Annotated in this window: 14 protein-coding genes; 5 read left to right on the top strand and 9 right to left on the bottom strand. The window is 68.1% G+C overall.

Annotated elements, in window-relative coordinates; all coding sequences use genetic code 11:
• Positions 1 to 41 precede the first annotated feature (41 nt).
• The gene (locus AB0F41_RS23070; protein ID WP_357427032.1) at positions 42 to 560 is read left to right on the top strand and encodes a hypothetical protein; all 519 of its coding nucleotides are present in this window, start codon (positions 42 to 44) and stop codon (positions 558 to 560) included.
• 632 nt (positions 561 to 1,192) lie between these two features.
• Here the strand turns inward: AB0F41_RS23070 and AB0F41_RS23065 are convergent.
• Positions 1,193 to 1,846 (bottom strand): hypothetical protein, encoded by a 654-nt coding sequence (locus AB0F41_RS23065; RefSeq protein ID WP_357427030.1) that lies wholly within the window; start codon positions 1,844 to 1,846, stop codon positions 1,193 to 1,195.
• Between the two features lie 44 nt (positions 1,847 to 1,890).
• Here AB0F41_RS23065 and AB0F41_RS23060 point away from each other — a divergent pair, with 44 nt between their 5' ends.
• Entirely contained in the window at positions 1,891 to 3,459 is a 1,569-nt protein-coding gene (locus AB0F41_RS23060) for a hypothetical protein (protein WP_357427028.1), read from the top strand.
• A 372-nt stretch (positions 3,460 to 3,831) separates the two neighbouring features.
• Here AB0F41_RS23060 and AB0F41_RS23055 read toward each other — a convergent pair whose 3' ends face one another.
• The 4 genes from AB0F41_RS23055 to AB0F41_RS23040 form a co-directional block, all read right to left on the bottom strand.
• Positions 3,832 to 4,887 carry a dihydrodipicolinate reductase gene (locus tag AB0F41_RS23055; protein ID WP_357427026.1) on the bottom strand — a complete coding sequence of 352 codons (1,056 nt, stop codon included), beginning with the start codon at positions 4,885 to 4,887 and terminating at the stop codon, positions 3,832 to 3,834.
• Between the two features lie 141 nt (positions 4,888 to 5,028).
• Positions 5,029 to 6,282 carry a prolyl oligopeptidase family serine peptidase gene (locus tag AB0F41_RS23050; RefSeq protein ID WP_357427024.1) on the bottom strand — a complete coding sequence of 418 codons (1,254 nt, stop codon included), beginning with the start codon at positions 6,280 to 6,282 and terminating at the stop codon, positions 5,029 to 5,031.
• 56 nt (positions 6,283 to 6,338) lie between these two features.
• Positions 6,339 to 7,691 carry a lipase family protein gene (locus AB0F41_RS23045; RefSeq protein ID WP_357427022.1) on the bottom strand — a complete coding sequence of 451 codons (1,353 nt, stop codon included), beginning with the start codon at positions 7,689 to 7,691 and terminating at the stop codon, positions 6,339 to 6,341.
• 145 nt (positions 7,692 to 7,836) lie between these two features.
• The gene (locus AB0F41_RS23040) at positions 7,837 to 8,433 is read right to left on the bottom strand and encodes a TetR/AcrR family transcriptional regulator (RefSeq protein WP_357427020.1); all 597 of its coding nucleotides are present in this window, start codon (positions 8,431 to 8,433) and stop codon (positions 7,837 to 7,839) included.
• Between the two features lie 89 nt (positions 8,434 to 8,522).
• Between AB0F41_RS23040 and AB0F41_RS23035 the strand changes: the two genes are divergently transcribed.
• The gene (locus AB0F41_RS23035; RefSeq protein WP_357427018.1) at positions 8,523 to 9,002 is read left to right on the top strand and encodes a DUF1772 domain-containing protein; all 480 of its coding nucleotides are present in this window, start codon (positions 8,523 to 8,525) and stop codon (positions 9,000 to 9,002) included.
• 50 nt (positions 9,003 to 9,052) lie between these two features.
• Here AB0F41_RS23035 and AB0F41_RS23030 read toward each other — a convergent pair whose 3' ends face one another.
• Entirely contained in the window at positions 9,053 to 9,973 is a 921-nt protein-coding gene (locus AB0F41_RS23030; protein ID WP_357427016.1) for an NADP-dependent oxidoreductase, read from the bottom strand.
• Positions 9,974 to 10,100: 127 nt separating this feature from the next.
• Positions 10,101 to 11,153 carry an alpha/beta hydrolase gene (locus AB0F41_RS23025; protein WP_357427014.1) on the bottom strand — a complete coding sequence of 351 codons (1,053 nt, stop codon included), beginning with the start codon at positions 11,151 to 11,153 and terminating at the stop codon, positions 10,101 to 10,103.
• A 242-nt stretch (positions 11,154 to 11,395) separates the two neighbouring features.
• Here AB0F41_RS23025 and AB0F41_RS23020 point away from each other — a divergent pair, with 242 nt between their 5' ends.
• On the top strand, positions 11,396 to 11,908 hold the full coding sequence (locus AB0F41_RS23020) for a DUF2752 domain-containing protein (RefSeq protein WP_357427012.1): 513 nt from the start codon (positions 11,396 to 11,398) through the stop codon (positions 11,906 to 11,908).
• A 14-nt stretch (positions 11,909 to 11,922) separates the two neighbouring features.
• A complete protein-coding gene (locus tag AB0F41_RS23015) occupies positions 11,923 to 12,114 on the top strand; it encodes a hypothetical protein (protein WP_357427010.1) in 192 nt (63 codons plus the stop codon).
• On the opposite strand, the gene AB0F41_RS23010 is transcribed toward AB0F41_RS23015, so the two are convergent.
• On the bottom strand, positions 12,111 to 13,463 hold the full coding sequence (locus AB0F41_RS23010) for a M1 family metallopeptidase (protein ID WP_357427008.1): 1,353 nt from the start codon (positions 13,461 to 13,463) through the stop codon (positions 12,111 to 12,113). The genes AB0F41_RS23015 and AB0F41_RS23010 overlap by 4 nt on opposite strands.
• Complete coding sequence (locus AB0F41_RS23005; protein WP_357427007.1) at positions 13,463 to 17,392, bottom strand: Pls/PosA family non-ribosomal peptide synthetase; 3,930 nt, start codon at positions 17,390 to 17,392, stop codon at positions 13,463 to 13,465. The genes AB0F41_RS23010 and AB0F41_RS23005 overlap by 1 nt, the downstream gene beginning before the upstream one ends.
• Positions 17,393 to 17,613 lie beyond the last annotated feature (221 nt).

Below are 17,613 nucleotides of genomic sequence, written 5' to 3'. Positions count from 1 at the left end.
CGACGATCTCCGTGCCTTGAACACGGCTAAAGTTCTGGTCTATGGACACAGATAGTCCCGATCCGAATCACCGTGGTAGCCGGAGGAAGCCGGTGATCTGGGTGATCGTGGGTGTGGTCGGGTTGACGGCGCTCGTGTGGTGGTTCTGGCCGGAGAGCCGGTTGCAGGCCCATATGTCCTCTGTCGAGGTCGAAGGGTATGTGAAAGTAGCGGAACACGGTGCGCTGGGCAACCTTCCGTCATCCACGGTGGTCTTCGTCGGACCCGCCGTAGACGATGTCGGGCGGATTATTTCAGCACCGGATATGACCGTTCGACTGCTGCCCCCGGAAGCGCCGACCACAACATATCCGGGTGTAACTCCTCAGCATCCTCACGCTCCGGCCCACGTATGGGCGGGAATTGCGGTGGGCGACTGGGATGACGGCTGCAACCTGTCGGTCGATCGAATTTTCGAGAGTCCGGACTATCAGGAAAATCTCTTGAAGGAACAGGTTGAAGGAATACGCGACGGGTCGTTGTTCATGCTTAAGATGGTTACGATGTGCGGTGAAGGATGACCCTGCGCAAACCATATCCGACGCGGCCCGCTCCAGGCAGTCCGGTGCCTGCCGGGCACCCCGCGGCTCTGCCGGCCTGGATATCGCGGCACCGTGGGCTCCTACTGGAGACGATCCGACCTGAGAGTCGCGGCTACATCGGCAATCTCTCGGGTTCGATGCGCGACAGGAGGGCTTCCCGGGAACCGGGACGGGATATCGTGTACCGCGAGTTGGCGAAGTCGATGACCGCCGGCGGGATGGGACTGCCGCAGTTCGGCTCTTCGGCACGGACTCCGTTCGGCGCGGAGATACCGAGCGGTGGCCGGGCCGCGATCACCCGCCCGGCCGTGACGACCGTCGACCGGGATGCGCAGCGGGTCCTGGAGCGGGCGAGGGTGCGCCGAGTCCAGCAAGCGCTCACGTACACCAACCGCTGGAGGTAGCGCTCACGGCGGCGACTCCCGCCCGGGCAACCAGACCTTTCGCAGGTTCGTTGTCCTGTTCAGCGGTGCCGGATTTCCTCAGGTAGCGCGCTGGAGCCGCCGACTGCGGCGTGGGGGAAGCAGGGTGAGGTCACGTAGATCTCTCGACGCCCGAAAGCTTCTTGGGTGACCAATGTGTTCGGCGCGGGTGGTGGGGCCGCTCTTTGTTCAGCGGTGGCGGACTTCTTCCGGTAGCGCGCCGGAGCCGCCTACTCCGGTATGGGGAAAGCACGGCGAGGTGACAGCTATGCTTCGGCGCCCGGCGATTTCTTGAGCGACGAGGGTGTAGTGGTCCGGTGTCTGTGTTTGTACGACGTCGGTTTCTTCCTCGACGATTTCCCAGCCGGCTTTGTATCCGGTGTCCCAGCCGAGTTGTTCCCACACCGTCTTGATCTGTTTCAAGTACTCGGCCTCCATACCCGCAGTGCCGTGCAATTGGTATAGGACGATCAGCTTGTGCGGCGCGTCGATCACTTTGTCGTCGAGCAAGCAACTCGGAACCAGTTTGGGGTCAGCGGGGCTCTCGCTGGAAGTGTCGCCACGCCGAACCGACGTTCGTGGCGTCAGCGATGCGCCGTTGGGTAGCGCGTTGGCTGTGGTGGTGAGGTGTTGCAGGATTTGTGTCAGCGCCCGCGTTTCGGTGAGTTCTTGCTGGACAGGGAAGTCGCTGGTGTAGGTGATCTCCTGCGCTTCGGTCCACCCGGCGCCCTCCGTATCTGTGGTGTTGGAACCCCCGCCGGTGGCACACCCTGTACTCGCGATGCAGAGGCAGAAGACAGCGATTAGTGGTAGCAGACGGATCGCCAGGTACCTGCCATGCATCGGGACAACCTTTCCCGTCAACCTGGTTGCACCAGGGTTCTTTGGTGGGCCAACCGTTTGTGGGCGCGGCGTGCGGTCCCGCCGTCAACCCGCCGATCCGGAGCGGCTCGGAAGCTTCCTCGATCGGCCCTCTTCAACGTGCGCACGGAGGCGATAGCCCGTGTAGACGATATCAACAACGACAGGAGCCAAAAATGAACAACGACATATACTCCGCTCTCTTGCAGATTCCGCGAGGCCGGGCAAGCAGGCATGGCGATGTTCGGGAGCTCGTGGGCGATGCGCTGCTCCTGGGGCTTCGCTCTTATCTGCCTCGAGCCCCACTCGGAATGTTCGATGCGCCCGCAGCCGCCGAACCGTTGCTTCGTTTCACCGATCAGCGAACTCAGGCCCCCGTACCGGGTCTCGGCCGTGACGACCCCGCACGTCAAGGCGCTTCGGACGCGGCATTCCTGAAACTGTTCGGCGAACTGCCCGACTCGAAAGTCGACAGAGCGACCGCGGAAGCCCTCAACCCGAACAGCTACGACCCCAAGTACGAAGGGGTCGGACCGGAGATCCGGGTGGCGCGCATCAAACCGGTTCCCGGTCAGGGGGTTGTGCGGGTCGCGCACTGGATCGAACAGGATGAGGTCTTCAACCCGGTTATGCTCGCCACCAATCTCGGCGATGGGCGGGGAAGCCAGCAGAACTTCGATCCGGAACACGGCAAGGTGATCACCTATGTCGACTACGAGAACGGCATCGTGGTGATGCGGCAGAACCCATCGGTCAGGCCGGAGATCCATGGACCGGACGGCCTCGTTCCGCCGGAGGCACGGGTTGCCGCGCCGAAAGGCAGGGTTTGGCAACGGCCGGACGGTTCGGTGCGTGTCGAATACGGAGCTCGCGACGGATTCAACCCCGATTTCGGGCGTACCTTCGGCACCGTGAACGGCGATCTGGTGTTCACTCCTGGTCAGGACGGGGTGCGAATCGACGGTACGCGTACCAACTTTCCGTCGTTCGAGGCCTATCAGGACTTTGCCGACGGGTCCAGCCGCGTCGTTCTGATGGATAAAGCCGGTGATCATGGTATCGGTCCGGGGACGCAGCTCGGACCGACGATGAATCTGTGGGCGAACCACGACGTGGGTATCGGACAGGATGCGATCGACCGTTTCCGCCATTGGCGAAATGCCGGCGCCGCGGATCCGACACTCGGCGCGGTAGAGCAGGTGGAAAACCCGTCTGTGGACTTCGGAACCGTGAACAGCCCGCCGACTGTTCCGATCCATGACGGGGTCCCCGAGCCTTCGAAGCCGCGTGGTGGCGGCTACATCAGCGACCGCGTCGCGCCTTCGCTTCGCGGTGTGGTCTTTTCCCGTGACCGGGGACCCAGCGAGATGTATCGGTCCTTGGCGCGGTCCGTGCTCGAACACGGACAGAGTCGGCAGCTCATGCCGCCGCTGGGTATCTCCCGGTTCGTTCCTCGGAGCGCGACAGCGCCCACCGTGCGTGCCGATCGGCCGAAGACGGCGCACGTATACACCGCCGATATGGAGGCGACGCTGGAGCGCGCGCGAGAATCGGAGGCGCAACGAGCGCTCACCTACACCGGCCGCTGGGCATGACCCATACGAATCGCGCGTGGTAGCCCGGGTCTTGCCGGTCAGCGTCCGGCGCGCCGCATACGCGTCACGCCGAGCCAAGCCGATACATAGATTGCCGTCACATACGCAGCGGTCTGGACGGCGTCCACCAGCACGCTCCGAGCACAGTCGTAGCCGCTGGTGCGGCTTGCGGGCTCGGTGAGTGCGGCCATGGCACCGCAGGCGGTGAGCGTGGACAGGCAGATCGACGCCGTCCATCGGATCCGTGGCGGCGCCCAGCAGTATTGCCTCTACACCCGCCCGATCGTCGGTACCTATCCGCAGAACTGACACGCGCACCGCCCACAGGGGTGAGTCGAATGGTCTCGAGGAATGCAGTGACCGAATTCGGCTTCACCCGGCGAGGTCCGGGTGGGCCCGACCTGTCACGACCGGCATATCGACGAAGGTGAGGAGACCCGGAGGGGCTGCGCAGACCGTGGGGATCGAGTTGACGCAGTGGGCGGCGGTGACCACGATGCCGGGATTGCGGAGGAGGCCGGCGGAGACGCTGGCGGGGTGCCAGCCGTGGATGACGGCCGAGCAGTCCGGATCGCCTTTCACCTCGATCTCGAATCGTTCCCCGCCCGGCCCGAAAGTCCATGCCGGTTCCAGGTTTTCCTCGCCCATCAGCCAGTTCACCGCGACCCGCACGACTTTGGTCTCCCCGACGAACGCTTCCCAGGCGAACCGCTGCGCCGCGACGGTGCCGGGTTCGATGACCCCGGCGGGGGAGTCGATCGGCGCGGTGGCGACCGCGACCTCATGGTTGCTGCGAATCTCCGCGTCGGCGAAACCGAGGGTGTCCAGGCACATGCGCACCGATTGTTCGAAACCACGCGCGAGCAGGCCCTGCATCGGACCGGCTTTCGCTTTTTCGGGGTCGGCGCCGAAGCCCATGATGTAGCGGACGACGTCGGGGGCGTTGTAGGTGCGGATATCGGAGAACTCTTCGCCGCGGACGAAGGTGATGGCCGAGGAGAGGCCGCTGAAGAAGAGGGGTTGTTGTTCGGTGGCGCCGCCGGGGTCGATTCCGGTGCCGTGCAAGGTGACTCCACCTTCTAGGGCGGCGGGTTCCATCGCGGCGCGCTCTTTCTCGGTGGGCCAGAACCAGCCGAGCGGGGTGACGACGTTCTTGCCGGAGCGCAGGATCGCGCGGACCTCGTCGGCGTCGGGCATCAGTGGGGAGTAGAGGACGCAGTCGGCGTCGAGGGCGAGGATTTCCGCGGTGCTGTCGGTGGCACGGACCCCGATGGGGTCGAGTCCGGCGAGTTCGCCGGCGTCGCGGCCGGATTTCTCGGGGGAGTGGACCCAACAGCCGACCAGTTCGAGGTCGGGGTGGCGGACGATATGTTCGATGGCCGCCCGGCCGACGCCACCGGTGGCCCATTGGATCACGCGCAGAACCATTGTGAATTCACCTTTCGTCGCGGCGATCCGGCGGCCGGGTGCCGTGGGTACGTCGGCGTACCGGGCCAGGGTAGACACCTGTCCGGAATTCGTTCAAGGGGAGGTCTGGGGATGGGTGTGGATAAGCCGGAAGGCGGGGGCTCAGTGTCCGGTGCGGGCGAGGGTGTCGTCGAGCCAGTCGAACATGCGCTGGTCGGTGAGGGTGCGGGCCAGCGGCTGGCAGTGGTAGTTCGCGCCTTCGGTGGCGGTGAAACGGGAGACCAGGGCCGGGCCGCCGGACATATCGGCGAGGCGCCGGGATTGGCCGGGCCAGAACTGTTCGTCCTCTGGATCGGTGAGGAACAGGGGTGTGGTGATGCGGGCGGCGTCGGCGGCGGTGAGGGTGTGTTCGTGGACGGCGGTGAGGGTGTCGTAGTAGCTGTCGCGCTGGTAGGGGCGGGCGCGGAAGTTCCAGGTGTGGGCGGCTTTCGGGGTGAGTTTCAGGCCGATGCCCAGTTCGGTGTCGAACTGTTTCCGCTGGCCGGCGTGGAACAGTTTCATCAGGGATTTCGGGATATTCGCCGACCAGGACGCCGCGACATCGACCACCCCGGGGTCGGCGATGGCGGCGGCGAAACGGTGCTCGTAGGCGAGGGCGCGGGCGATCCAGTAGCCGCCCTGGCTGATGCCGTAGAGCGCGACGCGGCCGGGGTCGACATCGGGGCGGCGCAGCAGGTGGTCGAGGACGGGGGTGAGTACTGCCTCCCAGTCGGGGCGGAACGCGGTCTCGCGTTCGAAGAGCATCGACTGCTGGCCGGGTCCGTCGAACATCACCACGTTGTAGCCGCGGGCGAGGGCACCGGCGGCGCCGGAACTCCACAGGGCGCTCAGGGCGCCGTCGCTGCCGTTGACCATGACGAAGGTGGGGCGGGGGACCGGATCGGGTCCGGGAGAGAAGAAATAACCCGGTAGTTCGTCGCCTTCGTAGGGAAAGCCGATCCGATCGACGGAATGCGCGGTGGTGTCGACGAAACGGTCCCAGCAGGCCCGGTGCTTACGGAAGGTGGGCAGCAGGCGGTCGTCGGGGCCGAACCCGCTGAGGGCGTTGACGGCGGCGGCGAAATAGGTGGCGGCCCGCAGGTAGGCCCAGGACGCGCTGAATTCGTGGTCGACCGCCGCCGTGGTCTCGGCGAGGGCGCGGGCGCGTTCACCGGCCGAATGCCAGCTGCGGAACCATTCGTCGTGATCGCCGGGCGAGACGGCGTCTATCGCCCACAGGACCTCACCCACATCGGCCGCTCCGGAGGCGGTGGCGCCGAGAACGCAGCGGACCACGAAATCGAAGTCGATATCGGGGTAGAAACCCGCGCTGAAGGCCTGGTGCGGATGGGCGGGGCGGAACGGGATCGCGGACATGAGGTCTCCATCGGATGGGGAAGCCGAGCGGTGGACCGGGATGCCGAGGCGGAGATCTATCCGGCGGAAACAGGCGCGGGGGCGAGGGGGTTTCCGGGACCGACCGACCCGCAGTCGCTCGACGGCGGGACGCCGGCGAAACGGTCGGTGAGGAATTGGGCGGCCTGCGCCTCGAACGGGGCGAAGGCGGCGCCGTGGTCGCGGCCGTCGTAGCGCGCGTAGGTCACCGCGACTCCGCGCTCGCAGTACTGATGGGCGAGACCCTCGACATCGCCGGTGACCATGAGGGTGTCGCCGGTCGGATCCACCTGACCCACGCCCAGCAGCAGCGGAATGCCGGGTGTTCCGGCGGTACCCATGATGTTGTCGTCCACCGCGGCGGCGACTTCTGGGACGGCGAGCAGCGAATCGTAGGGTGCGCGCACCATATCGGCGTCGGTGAGACCGGGGTAGTCGCCGGCGAACTCGGCGATGCACAGCTCGTCCACGGCATCGACCACCTGGGCGCCGCGCTCGGACAGGAAGCTCCCGACGGGCAGGTCGTAGGCGCGGTGATAGGCCACCACCAGCGCCGGAATGACTCCGGCCCAGCGCGCGCTACCGCTCACGTAGGGGAGGTTGTGCGCGAGATCCACCGGGAGACCACCTGCCGCGGCGCCGACGAGGGCAAGCTCCGGGGCGTAGGCGGGGGCGAGTTCGGCGGCCCATTCGGTGGGCACCGAACCGCCCGAGTATCCGACCATGCCCACTGGCGTGGAATCGGGAAGTTCCAGGATCCGGTGGGCGGCGCGGATCCCGTCCAGCGCCGCGTATCCGGCCTCCCGGCCGACGGTCCACTCCAGGTCGGGGCCTTCGTAGTCGGGCACCACGACGGTGTAGCCGACGGCGAGGTAGCCGGCGATCACGGCCTGCTCGACCCGCGCGATACCGCGATCGCCCTGGCCGGTGAGCGTGTAGGAGGGGTCGCATTGGGAGCCCAGGGCGTCGTAGGCCATGTGATACGACACGAGGCGTGGCGGTCCGGGCACCGGCGGCCGGAGCACGGTGGTGACCGTGGTGGTGGGTGCATTCTGCTGGTCGGTGGTCCGGTACAGGACCTGGGTGCTGTTGATGGGTGTGGATAAACCGGGTGCCGCGAAAACCGCGGGACGGGAGCGCAGCACGGTGCCGGGTGGGGTGGAATCCAGGGGGCCCTCGTAGCGGTAGAAAGGGTCGGCCGCAGGTAGTGGAGGTGCCGGTTGCGCCTGGGTGGGCGCGGTGGTGATCAGTCCGGTGGTGAGCAGTGCGGCGGCGAGCAGGGCGCGGTGGGTGCCGCCGCACAGCCGTCGTCGGCGATCTCCTATACCCCCGGCCCCGGGTGCGACGGGATGCGGCCGCATGGGTGGGGGTGTGTGACCGGCGGTTCTCATGGCGCAACTCCGTTCCGGTACGAGACTGCGCCGCCGCGAGGGGCGGCGGCGCGTTCGAGCGTCGGTGTTGTGACAGTGCGATTGCTGGTGCCGAGATCACGTCCCGCTGGACGTCTGTGCATTCAATCCCAGGGGTGTGCGCAGGTCAACGAGGCTGTCCGGACGGGTCGCGGGTCCGGCGCAGGCTGTTACGCAGGATCTCCAGCCGCTGCTCCCGATGCCCGGGCCGCAGTCGGCCGTCGCGTTCGAGGGTGACCAGCCCGTGCAGGGCGCTCCAGCAGGTTTCGGTGAATGTCTCGACGTCGGCGTCCCCGGCCAGGGGACCGAATACGGCGATCAGTTCGCCGAACGCCGCCTGCAACGATTCGGGGGCGCCGGGGCCGAAGGCCAGATCGGTCGGCATGGCGAAGATGGCGTCGTAGAGAGCCGGTTGATCGGTGGCGAAGTCGGAGTAGGCGCGGGTGACGGCATCCAGGGCCTCGGCGTCGGTGGCGGCGGACTCCCGGGCGCGGCGCATGGTCGCGGCGAGCACGCCGATACCGTCCTCTGCGACCGCGGTGACGATGGCGCGCTTACCGGCGAAATGGCTGTAGAGCACCGGCTGGCTGTATTCGATCCGGTCGGCCAGTTTGCGTACCGTCACCGCGTCCCAGCCTTCGGTTTCGGCCAGCTGCCGGGCCGTATCGATGATGAGCCGATGCCGTTCGGCGCGTTCCCGTTCTCGTCTGCTCTGGATACCCACTCCTGGATACTAGCACCGCTAGACAACATAGCGATTGTGTGAGTAGTCTTGCTTCAAGAAATAGCACTGCTAGATTTTGGAGCGAAGATATGACCGTGGCAATTCAGATTCTCGCGGCCCTGGCCGTCCTCACCAATGCCGTCGTCTACGGCACCGATGTCCTCGCCGCGCTGGTCATGCGGTCGGTCTACGCACGACTGGACGACGCGACCATGACCCGCAGCGCCGGCTGGGGCCATCACTACGCCGATCTCCGGATGCCGCCGGTCGGGGTCACCGGGCTGCTGAGCGCGCTGGGCGCGGCGGTACTCGCCGGTATCGCCGGTCTCGCGGTTCCGGCGGTGGCCGCCGCGACCGCCGTCGTCGCGCTGGTGGCCTGGCTCGCGCTCTACGCGCGGATCGCGAAACCGATCAACAGCGCGCAGAAAGCCGCCGCGAAATCGGGGGTGATCCCCGAGAACGCACGTGCCCTCCAGGATCGCTGGGACAGCATCATCTACGCGCGGGTAGGCCTGCAGATGGTCGCTCTCACGGCGCTGGTGGTCGTTCTGGCCACCGCGGGACTGTGAGGTCTACCGCGGCGGCGGGCCGCCGCCGGGTGATCGACGGGAAGCCGAACTCAGAGCACGATGACATTCTTGCCGCGAGTATGGCCCGACTGCCCGGCGGCGAAGGCCTCCGCGACCTCTTCCAGCGAGAAGGTCGCGCTGACCGGCACCACGAGAGCGCCCTCCGCGGCCAGATCGGCCAGGCGCTGGGTATGGGCACCGTCCGGGCGGACCCAGACGGAGCGCCCGCCGTGTTCGGTCACCGAACCGTCGGCGATCGAGGCGTGCCGGCCGCCCGCGGCCAGCACCGCGAGAGTGGTGTCGAGCTGGCCGCCCACGAAATCGGCGACCGCCTGCACCCCGTCCGGGGCCAGTTCGCGGATACGGTCCACGACGCCCTCCCCGTAGGCCACCGGTTCGGCGCCGAGGTCGCGCAGGAAGTCGTGGTTGCGCTCGGACGCGGTGCCCAGCACGCGCGCTCCGCGGGCCCGCGCGATCTGCACTCCGAGGCTGCCCACGCCACCGGCCGCGGCGTGGATGAGCACGGTGTCGTCGGCGGTGACCTCGAGGAGGTCGAGCGTGCGCAACGCGGTACCGCCGGCCAGCGGCAGCGCCCCGGCCTGCTCCCACGGCAGTTCCGGTGGTTTGCGGGCGACATGGGCCGCCGACACGGTGACCAGCTCGGCGAAGGTGCCGGCGTGCAGTACGTCCTTGCGGGCGTAGGCCAGGACCTCGTCGCCCACCGCGAACTCCGGGGTGTCCACACCGGTGGCCACCACGGTGCCGGCGACATCCCAGCCGGGAATCACCGGGAAGATCGCGTCGATCATCGGGTCCAGGGCGCCCGACATCAGCTTCCAGTCCACCGGATTGACCCCGGCCGCGCGTACCTCGATCTGCACGGTGCCCGGGAAGATCTTCGGTTCGGGCAGGTCACGGACCCGCAGATCGCCGAGTTCGCTCGTGTACCGGTCGTAGGTCGCTGCGCGCATGAATCAGTCCTATCGGTTGCGGTCGTCGCCTGGGTGCAACGACGCGCCGGGACCGATATTCCGGTTCGAGTTTCGTGCGCCGGGTCCACCGAGCCGGGCATCGTCGACCGGACTCGGGGACTTCCGCTCAGCCCGCAGCAGCGGACCGGGGGTCGGTGCGGTCCAGGACGGACCCGAGTTCGGCGTTGAAACGGTCGGTCGCCTCGAGATTGCCCAGGTGCCCGGTGGGCCAGACCTGGTAATCGGGGCGGTGCCCGGCCTCGCGCATGGTGTCGGCGATGTGACGGGACATCCGCTCGGGCAGCAGCCGGTCGTATTGCCCGGCGATGATCGTGGTGGGCACCGAGAGGTGGGCCGCGGCCGCGCCGAGGTCCATATCGGCGAGCATGGCGGCATGCCGGCCGCGGGCCAGCGGGCGGCAGGAGCGGACGATGCTCAACGCGAAATCGGCCTGCTCACTGGTCGCGCCGCGAGCCATGATGCGCTCCTTGAGCACTTCCCGGGCGGCCCAGCCGCCGGGCAGCGGCACCGGCGAGGTGAGGATGGATTCGGCGACGAACATCGGCAACCGGACCGGCGATCCGAGCAGGGTGATCGGCTGCTTGGCCAGGGTGAGTGGTTTGTTCAGCAGCGGCAGCAGATCGGTGTCGTAGCGGATATTGCCCGAGGTGGTGTTGGCGAGCACCACCGCGCGCGCCCGGCGGGCGACCTGCGCGGGATGGCGCGCGGCCCAGGCCTGCAGGGTGATCCCACCCATGCTGTGGCCCACCAGCAGCGCCTTCTGGCCGGGGCTCAGGGTGGCGTCGAGTACGGCGGCCAGATCGTCGGCCAGGGTGTGGTCGCCGAGGCGGGAGCTGCCCAGGGTGCTCTCCCCGTGGCCGCGCTGGTCGTAGCAGATAACGCGGTAGCGGTCGGCGAAGGCGTTGATCTGGGGATGCCAGTATTCGATACAGCAGCTCCAGCCGTGGATGAGCACGATCGGCTCGCCGTCGGCGGGACCATAGGAGTGAACGCGCAAGCGGGCGCCGTCGGCAGTGGTGACCGGAACGACCTCGTGCCCGGTGGCCGGTGCGTTGTACGGCGCACTACGGAAACGGCGGGTACGCAACATCGCCCGGTACGGGGCGGTCAAAGCGCCGTTGTGCGCCTGCGATAGCGCGGTTATCGACTTCACCAGCATCAGAACACTCCTTTGTGCCTGCTGACACCGTAACCTTGCAAGCAGGGTGCTTACAAGAGCAAGCGCCCTAACGGATTCCACCGGAAATGACGTCCTCGTCCACCTGAATATCGGAAACCGTATGGCGTTGTTAACCCAGGATGCCCATTGGTAGGGGGTTCTATGCATCCGGCGGCGAATCCGGAGCTAGCACCTCCGCTGGTTGTGGCATCAACCGCCGCGCCCCGGCTACCGTGAGGACTGTGAAGGACTCGGACGCGACCGAACCGCGGGATCTGGTGCCGGCCGGTACATCGGCCGTGGGCGAGCCGGGGCGCGGGGCTCCGGAGTCGTCCCCGGATGTCGCTCGAACCGGCAGGTGGCAGGCATTGGCGCTACCGGTCGTGGCCGCGGGCGCGGGTATCGCGGCGGTGGCGATGCTGCACGTCCGCGATCCGCATATCGAGGGTTCGTGGGGGCTGTGCCCGGTCTACGCGCTGTTCGGTGTGTATTGCCCCGGATGTGGGGGTATGCGGGCAGTGCACAACCTGACCGACGGGAACATCATCGATTCCCTGCACAGCAACCTGCTGGCGTTGCCGATGCTGGTGCTGTTCGCGCTGTGGGTCGGCGATTGGGTCCGCCGGGCCTGGCGCGGCGAAGGTCCGCGGTTGCCCGGTATCAGCGCCACGACGATGTGGGTACTGCTCGGCTCTCTCGCGATCTACACCGTATTGCGCAACACACCCTGGGGCACCTGGCTGACGCCGGTCTGAACTACGAGGCGGATATGGGCGATTCACTGAAGAACCGGGTACGGGACAAACTGCTCCGGCAGATGGCCGAGGACGGGCAGCCACCGGCCGCCGGGTCCGAGGACCCGCGGCTCATCTCGGTGGTCGCCGATCTGGACGCGCTCGAAAGCGTCGCCGACGACGATCCACTGGTCGAACTGCTGGCGGGCCGCTACCTCGTGTTCTAGCCCGTACGCATCCCACTACCGCCGACCGGCGGCAGCGGCGGTAGCGGTTCCGAGTACAGCCATTCCTGCCACAGCGGTTGCAAGGGCACCGCGCTGTAATGGCCCACGAGGTCGGTGAACTCCTCGGTGGACACCGACGCGTGCCGGTGCCGGGCGGTCCAATCCCGGATCAGGCGGAAGAACGCGGTATCGCCGAGTTCGAGCCGCAGCGCGTGCAGGGTGAGGGCGCCGCGCTTGTACACCCGGTCGTCGAACATCAGCGTCGGCCCGGGATCGCCGACCACGATGTTCTGCGGTTCGCGCCGCAGCGTATGCCAGGCCGCCCGGGCCAGCTGATCGGCACTCGCGCCGCCTGCCGCCTCCGACCAGATCCATTCCGCGTAGCAGGCGAAACCCTCGTGCAGCCAGATATCGCACCAGTGCTGGATGGTGAGGCTGTTGCCGAACCACTGGTGCGCGAGTTCATGGGCCACCAGCCGTTCGGCGCCGCGGCGGCCGTCACAGTGGTTGGCGCCGAAGATGGAGATGCCCTGGGCCTCGATCGGGATCTCCAGCTCGTCCTCGGTGACCACCACCGAGTAGCTCTGGAACGGATACGGGCCGAAGAGTTCGCCGAAAACCGACACCATCTGCGGTTGACGGGCGAAATCATGATCGAAAGCGGCGCGTAGTGCGGGTGGGACGACCGCGTGGATCGGCACCGGGGCCTGCCGGTCGGTGAGCTGATGTCTGCGGTAGCGGCCGATCTGCACGGTGGCCAGGTAGCTGGCCATCGGTTCGGTCTGCTCGTAGATCCAGGTGGTCTGACCGGCCTTTGTCTGCTTGCCGACCAGGGTGCCGTTGGCGAGCGTGTAGTACGGGGTGTCGGTGGTGATCGAGATCCGGTAGCTGGCCTTGGAGCTGGGGTGATCGTCACAGGGGAACCAGGACGCGGCGCCGTTGGGCTGGCTGGCCACCAGCGAACCTTCGGTCAGTTCCTCCCAGCCCACTTCGCCCCACGGGCCCCGGACCGGTTTGGGCGCGCCGCCGTACTGCACCGAGAACTGCAGGATCCCGCCGGCGGGAATCCGTTCGCGGGGGGTGACGGTGAGCTTGCCGCGCTGATGTTGGTATTTACCGGCCTTGCTGCCGTTGACCAGCACTTTCGTCACCGACAGTGCCTGCGAGAGATCGAGCGAGTAGCGCGGGCGCTCGGCCGTGGTCACCGCGGTGACCACCGCGCGCCCGGCCAGCCGGTTGCTCGCGACCTTGTAGTTCAGGTCGAGTTCGTATCGCGATACCCGATAGCCCCGATTCCCGTTCTGCGGTAGATAGTCGTCGATGGGGGCGTCGTAGAACCTGCTCCCCATCAGCGGTCTGTCTCCTCGTCCGCCGAATCGGTCTCCGGCGGGATCGGCCGGGCGGTCCACGGCGTGATCGGATTGCCCCACCATCTGGTGGACGGGGGCACGGTATCGCCGCGCATCACGAGCGACGCCGGGCCCACTGTGGCGCCCGCGCCGATGGTCGCGGCGGGCAGGGCCACGCAGTGCGGTCCGAGGGTGGCCCCGTCCTCCAGCACCACGGTGTCCATGGCCATTATCCGGTCGTGGAACAGGTGGGTCTGCACCACACAGCCGCGTTCCACGGTCGCCCCGTCACCGAGTGTCACCAGGTCTGCCTCCGGAAGCCAATAGGATTCGCACCATACCCCGCGGCCGATCTTCGCGCCGAGCGCGCGCAACCAGAGGTTCAGTACGGGCGTACCGGTTGCGGCGCGGGCGAACCAGGGCGCGGCGACGGTCTCCACGAAGGCGTCCGATACCTCGTTGCGCCAGACGAAGGAACTCCACAGCGGATGTTCCTCGGCCCGGATCCGGCCGACGAGAACCCATTTCGCGGTGACCGCGCTCGCGCAGGCCACCGCCCCGGCCATCATCAGCACCACCCCGGACAGCAGTCCGGCGCCGAAATATCCGAGGTGATCGGCCAGCAGGGCCAGGGCCAGCAGAACCCCGAGACCGATGGCGAACGTCACCACCAGCGCGGCCAGCCGGCAGGTCTCGAAGGCGCCGCGGAAGACGCGCAACCGCAGCGGCGGATCGAAGGTGCGATCGCTGTCGGCGGTCCCGGCGGCGCGCCGCAACCGGACCGGCGGGCTGCCCAGCCACGACGAACCGGCCTTCGCCTTGGACGGCGCCGCCGACAGCACGGCCACCAGCCCGTTCTTCGGCACCCGGCGGCCGGGCGCGGTCATCCCGGAATTACCCAGGAAAGCCCGTTTGCCGACCTTGGCTTCCCCGATATGCAACCAGCCGCCACCGAGTTCGTAGCCGGCGATCATGGTGTCGTCGGCGAGGAAGGCGCCGTCGGCGACCGTGGTGAACTTGGGCAGCATCAACACCGTCGACGCCTCGACCCGTTTACCGATCTTCGCGCCCAGCAGCCGCAGCCAGACCGGGGTCAGCAGGGAGGCGTAGAGCGGGAACAGGAAGGTGCGCGCCGAATCCAGCAGGCGTTCGGTGGCCCACACCTGCCAGCCGACCCGGCTGCGCACCGGGTGATACCCCTCGGTGAGGCCGATACCCAGCAGCCGGACCGCCACCACCGTCGCGACCGCGTAGACGAGCAGACTGACCAGCGTCGCGACCGGCAGCCAGAGGACAGCGGGGACCACCGCGGCGGAGAGGTGCGCGGTGTCCCGGATACCCCATGCGATCACGGCGAGACCCGCGGCCAGCCCCAACAGCGGCATGGCCGCCAGCGCGAGGGAACCGATCCCGAACGCCGCCACCCAGTGCACCGCCCGCCGCGGTGTTTCCGCGGGCCAGCGGTGCCGCGCCTTACCGACCTTCACCGCCGGCGAACCGGCCCATTCCTGCCCGGCCTTCACCTTGCCGGACACCGCGGAACCGGCGGCGATCTCGGCGTCGCGGCCGATCTTGGTCCCGGGCAGCAGCACCGAACGGGCGCCGACGACAGCGCCCCGGCCGACCTGAATCGACCCGATATGCACGGTATCGCCGTCGATCCAGTAGCCGGAGAGGTCGACCTCGGGTTCGATACTGCACCCGTCGCGCAGATCCAGCAGACCGGTGACCGGCGGCAGGGTGTGCAGATCCACGCCCTGGCCCACCTTGGCGCCCAGTGCCCGGGCGAACGGCACCATCCACGGTGCGCCGGACAGGTTCTCCGCGCCGCTGGCCTCGGCCAGGCGAACCGCCGCCCACAACCGCACATGGACGGGACCGCCGCGTGGATAGCTGCCCGGGCCGACCCCGGCCAGCAGCGCCCGCGTCCCCAGCACACAGATCCCCATCCGGCCCAGCGGGGTGATGAAGACCAGGAACAGCAGCACGGTCCACCACCAGGACAGGCGCGGCAGCCAGGGCAGCAGATCCAACCATCCCGCCACCCCCGCGGCGACGGCGAGCCAGGTAAGCCATTGCAGACCGGTCAGGGTGGTGAGCGCGACGGTGGCCAAGACCTGGATCGTCTGCGCGCCGAGGGGCGTCGGCAGGACCAGCCGGGCTTCGGCGGTAGCGGCCGGACCGGTGTCGTCGAGGAGTTCGGCCAGTGCGCCCAGTCGCGGGTGGTCGTAGATATCGGCCACGGTGACCTGCGGGTACCGGGCGCGCAGCGCGGTCACCAGCTGGGCCGCCGAAAGCGAACCGCCGCCCAGTTCGAAGAAATCGGCTTCGGCGCCGGTGATCTCGGCGCCCAGGACATCGGTCCAGATCTCGGCCACCCAGGCCGGGGTGCCGGTGAGACCGTGATCGCCGCCGGTATCGGCGCCCGGCAGCGGCCACGGCAGGGCGTTGCGATCGACCTTGCCCGACGTACGCGTCGGCAGCTCCGGCACCACCACCAAGCGGGGGATCAGCGGCGCCGGCAGCCGGTCGGAGAGATGGGCCCGGGCAGCGGCCAGGTCGTAGTCGGCGGCGACGCCGGTGAGGTAGCCGATCAGCACCGGCGCCCCGGTGGCGGTGGCCCGCACCGCCGCGGCTGCCCCGCTCACCCCGGGGAGATGCTGCAGCGCGTTGTCGATCTCACCGAGTTCGATACGGCGGCCACCGATTTTGACCTGATCGTCGGCGCGGCCGAGGAAAACCAGTCCGGCGCTGTCGTTGCGGACCAGGTCGCCGCTGCGGTAGGCGCGGTCCCAGCCGAGAGTGCCCATCGGAGCGTATTTCTCGGCGTCCTTGGCCGGATCGAGGTAGCGGGCCAGCCCGACCCCGCCGATCACGAGCTCCCCGGACTCGCCTTCACCCACCGGAATCCCGTCCGCGTCGACGACGGCCAGATCCCAGCCGTCCAGCGGTAATCCGATCCGTACCGGACCGGTTCCGTTCAACAGGGCAGCGCACGCCACGACGGTGGCCTCGGTGGGACCGTAGGTGTTCCAGATCTCGCGGTCGTCATCGGCGAGGCGTTCGGCCAGCTCCGGTGGCACCGCTTCGCCGCCGAATATCAACAGCCGCACCGATTCCAGCGCCTCGGCCGGCCAGGTCGCCGCGAGGGTCGGCACCGTCGACACCACGGTGATCCCCTGGCGGACCAGCCAGGGACCGAGGTCGGCTCCGGTGCGGACCAGTGCGCGTGGCGCCGGGACCAGGCAGGCGCCGTGCCGCCAGGCCAGCCACATCTCCTCACAGGAAGCGTCGAAGGCCACCGACAGACCGGCGAGCACCCGGTCACCCGGGCCGATCGGCTCATCGCGCAGGAACAGCCGGGCTTCGGCGTCGACGAAGGCGGCGGCATTGCGATGGGTCACCGCCACACCCTTCGGGGTGCCGGTGGAACCGGAGGTGAAGATGATCCAGGCGTCGTCGCCGACGGCCGGGGGTTCGGGGGGTTGCCCGTCGATTGCCGGGGTCGCGGCGGGCGTGCCGCCGGAGTCCGGGACCGGGATGATGCCGGTGGCCGTGGCGACAGCCGTGACCGCGGCCTCGGAGAACACCAGCCGGGCCCGTTCCTCGGGGTCGTCGGCGTCCACCGGCACATACGCGGCCCCGGCGTGCAGCACGGCCAGGATGGTCAGATAGAGCTGCCAGGTGCCCGACGGCATCCGCACCCCGACCCGGTCGCCGCGTCGCACCCCGGCGGCCGCGAGATCCCGGACCGTCGCGTCGATCTCGGCCAGCAGTTCGGTGTAGGTGAGGGTCCGGTCGGCGGTTGCCAGCGCCGGTGCGTCGGGGTGGGTGGTGGCGGTGGCTGCGAGTATGTCGACGAGGGTGCGGGCCGGTGGCGCCGCTCCGGCGCACCGGAGTGCGTCTTCTGCTTGCAGCTGTGACTGCATCTGTCCGGCCCACCTTCCATCGCCCTGCCGACAGACTCGTTGTCTCATACCAGGGTTACCGTCCGGCAAACGGCGGACGACCGGGTGAACAGACTACCTGGTTGCTTGGCGCGCCTCCGGCGCGCGGGGTTCGGCCCCTTTGGCGTCTGCTGTCAGCCCTCGAGACACTGTCGAGGCGGGTAAGCGCTCGTCGTGACTGGCATGACTATCAGAGACGTAGC

The organism is Nocardia sp. NPDC024068, assembly GCF_040638875.1.
GTDB lineage: Bacteria > Actinomycetota > Actinomycetes > Mycobacteriales > Mycobacteriaceae > Nocardia.
The sequence above is the reverse complement of the archived record's forward strand: the minus strand, read 5'-3'. Positions and strand labels throughout refer to the sequence as shown.

Coding starts and splice junctions, on each gene's coding strand:
- AB0F41_RS23065 (WP_357427030.1), bottom strand. CDS start 1,846: ATGCATGGCAGGTACCTGGCGATCCGTCTGCTACCACTAATCGCTGTC.
- AB0F41_RS23055 (WP_357427026.1), bottom strand. CDS start 4,887: ATGGTTCTGCGCGTGATCCAATGGGCCACCGGTGGCGTCGGCCGGGCG.
- AB0F41_RS23045 (WP_357427022.1), bottom strand. CDS start 7,691: ATGAGAACCGCCGGTCACACACCCCCACCCATGCGGCCGCATCCCGTC.
- AB0F41_RS23005 (WP_357427007.1), bottom strand. CDS start 17,392: ATGCAGTCACAGCTGCAAGCAGAAGACGCACTCCGGTGCGCCGGAGCG.
- AB0F41_RS23015 (WP_357427010.1), top strand. CDS start 11,923: ATGGGCGATTCACTGAAGAACCGGGTACGGGACAAACTGCTCCGGCAG.
- AB0F41_RS23070 (WP_357427032.1), top strand. CDS start 42: ATGGACACAGATAGTCCCGATCCGAATCACCGTGGTAGCCGGAGGAAG.
- AB0F41_RS23050 (WP_357427024.1), bottom strand. CDS start 6,282: ATGTCCGCGATCCCGTTCCGCCCCGCCCATCCGCACCAGGCCTTCAGC.
- AB0F41_RS23010 (WP_357427008.1), bottom strand. CDS start 13,463: ATGGGGAGCAGGTTCTACGACGCCCCCATCGACGACTATCTACCGCAG.
- AB0F41_RS23030 (WP_357427016.1), bottom strand. CDS start 9,973: ATGCGCGCAGCGACCTACGACCGGTACACGAGCGAACTCGGCGATCTG.
- AB0F41_RS23025 (WP_357427014.1), bottom strand. CDS start 11,153: ATGCTGGTGAAGTCGATAACCGCGCTATCGCAGGCGCACAACGGCGCT.
- AB0F41_RS23035 (WP_357427018.1), top strand. CDS start 8,523: ATGACCGTGGCAATTCAGATTCTCGCGGCCCTGGCCGTCCTCACCAAT.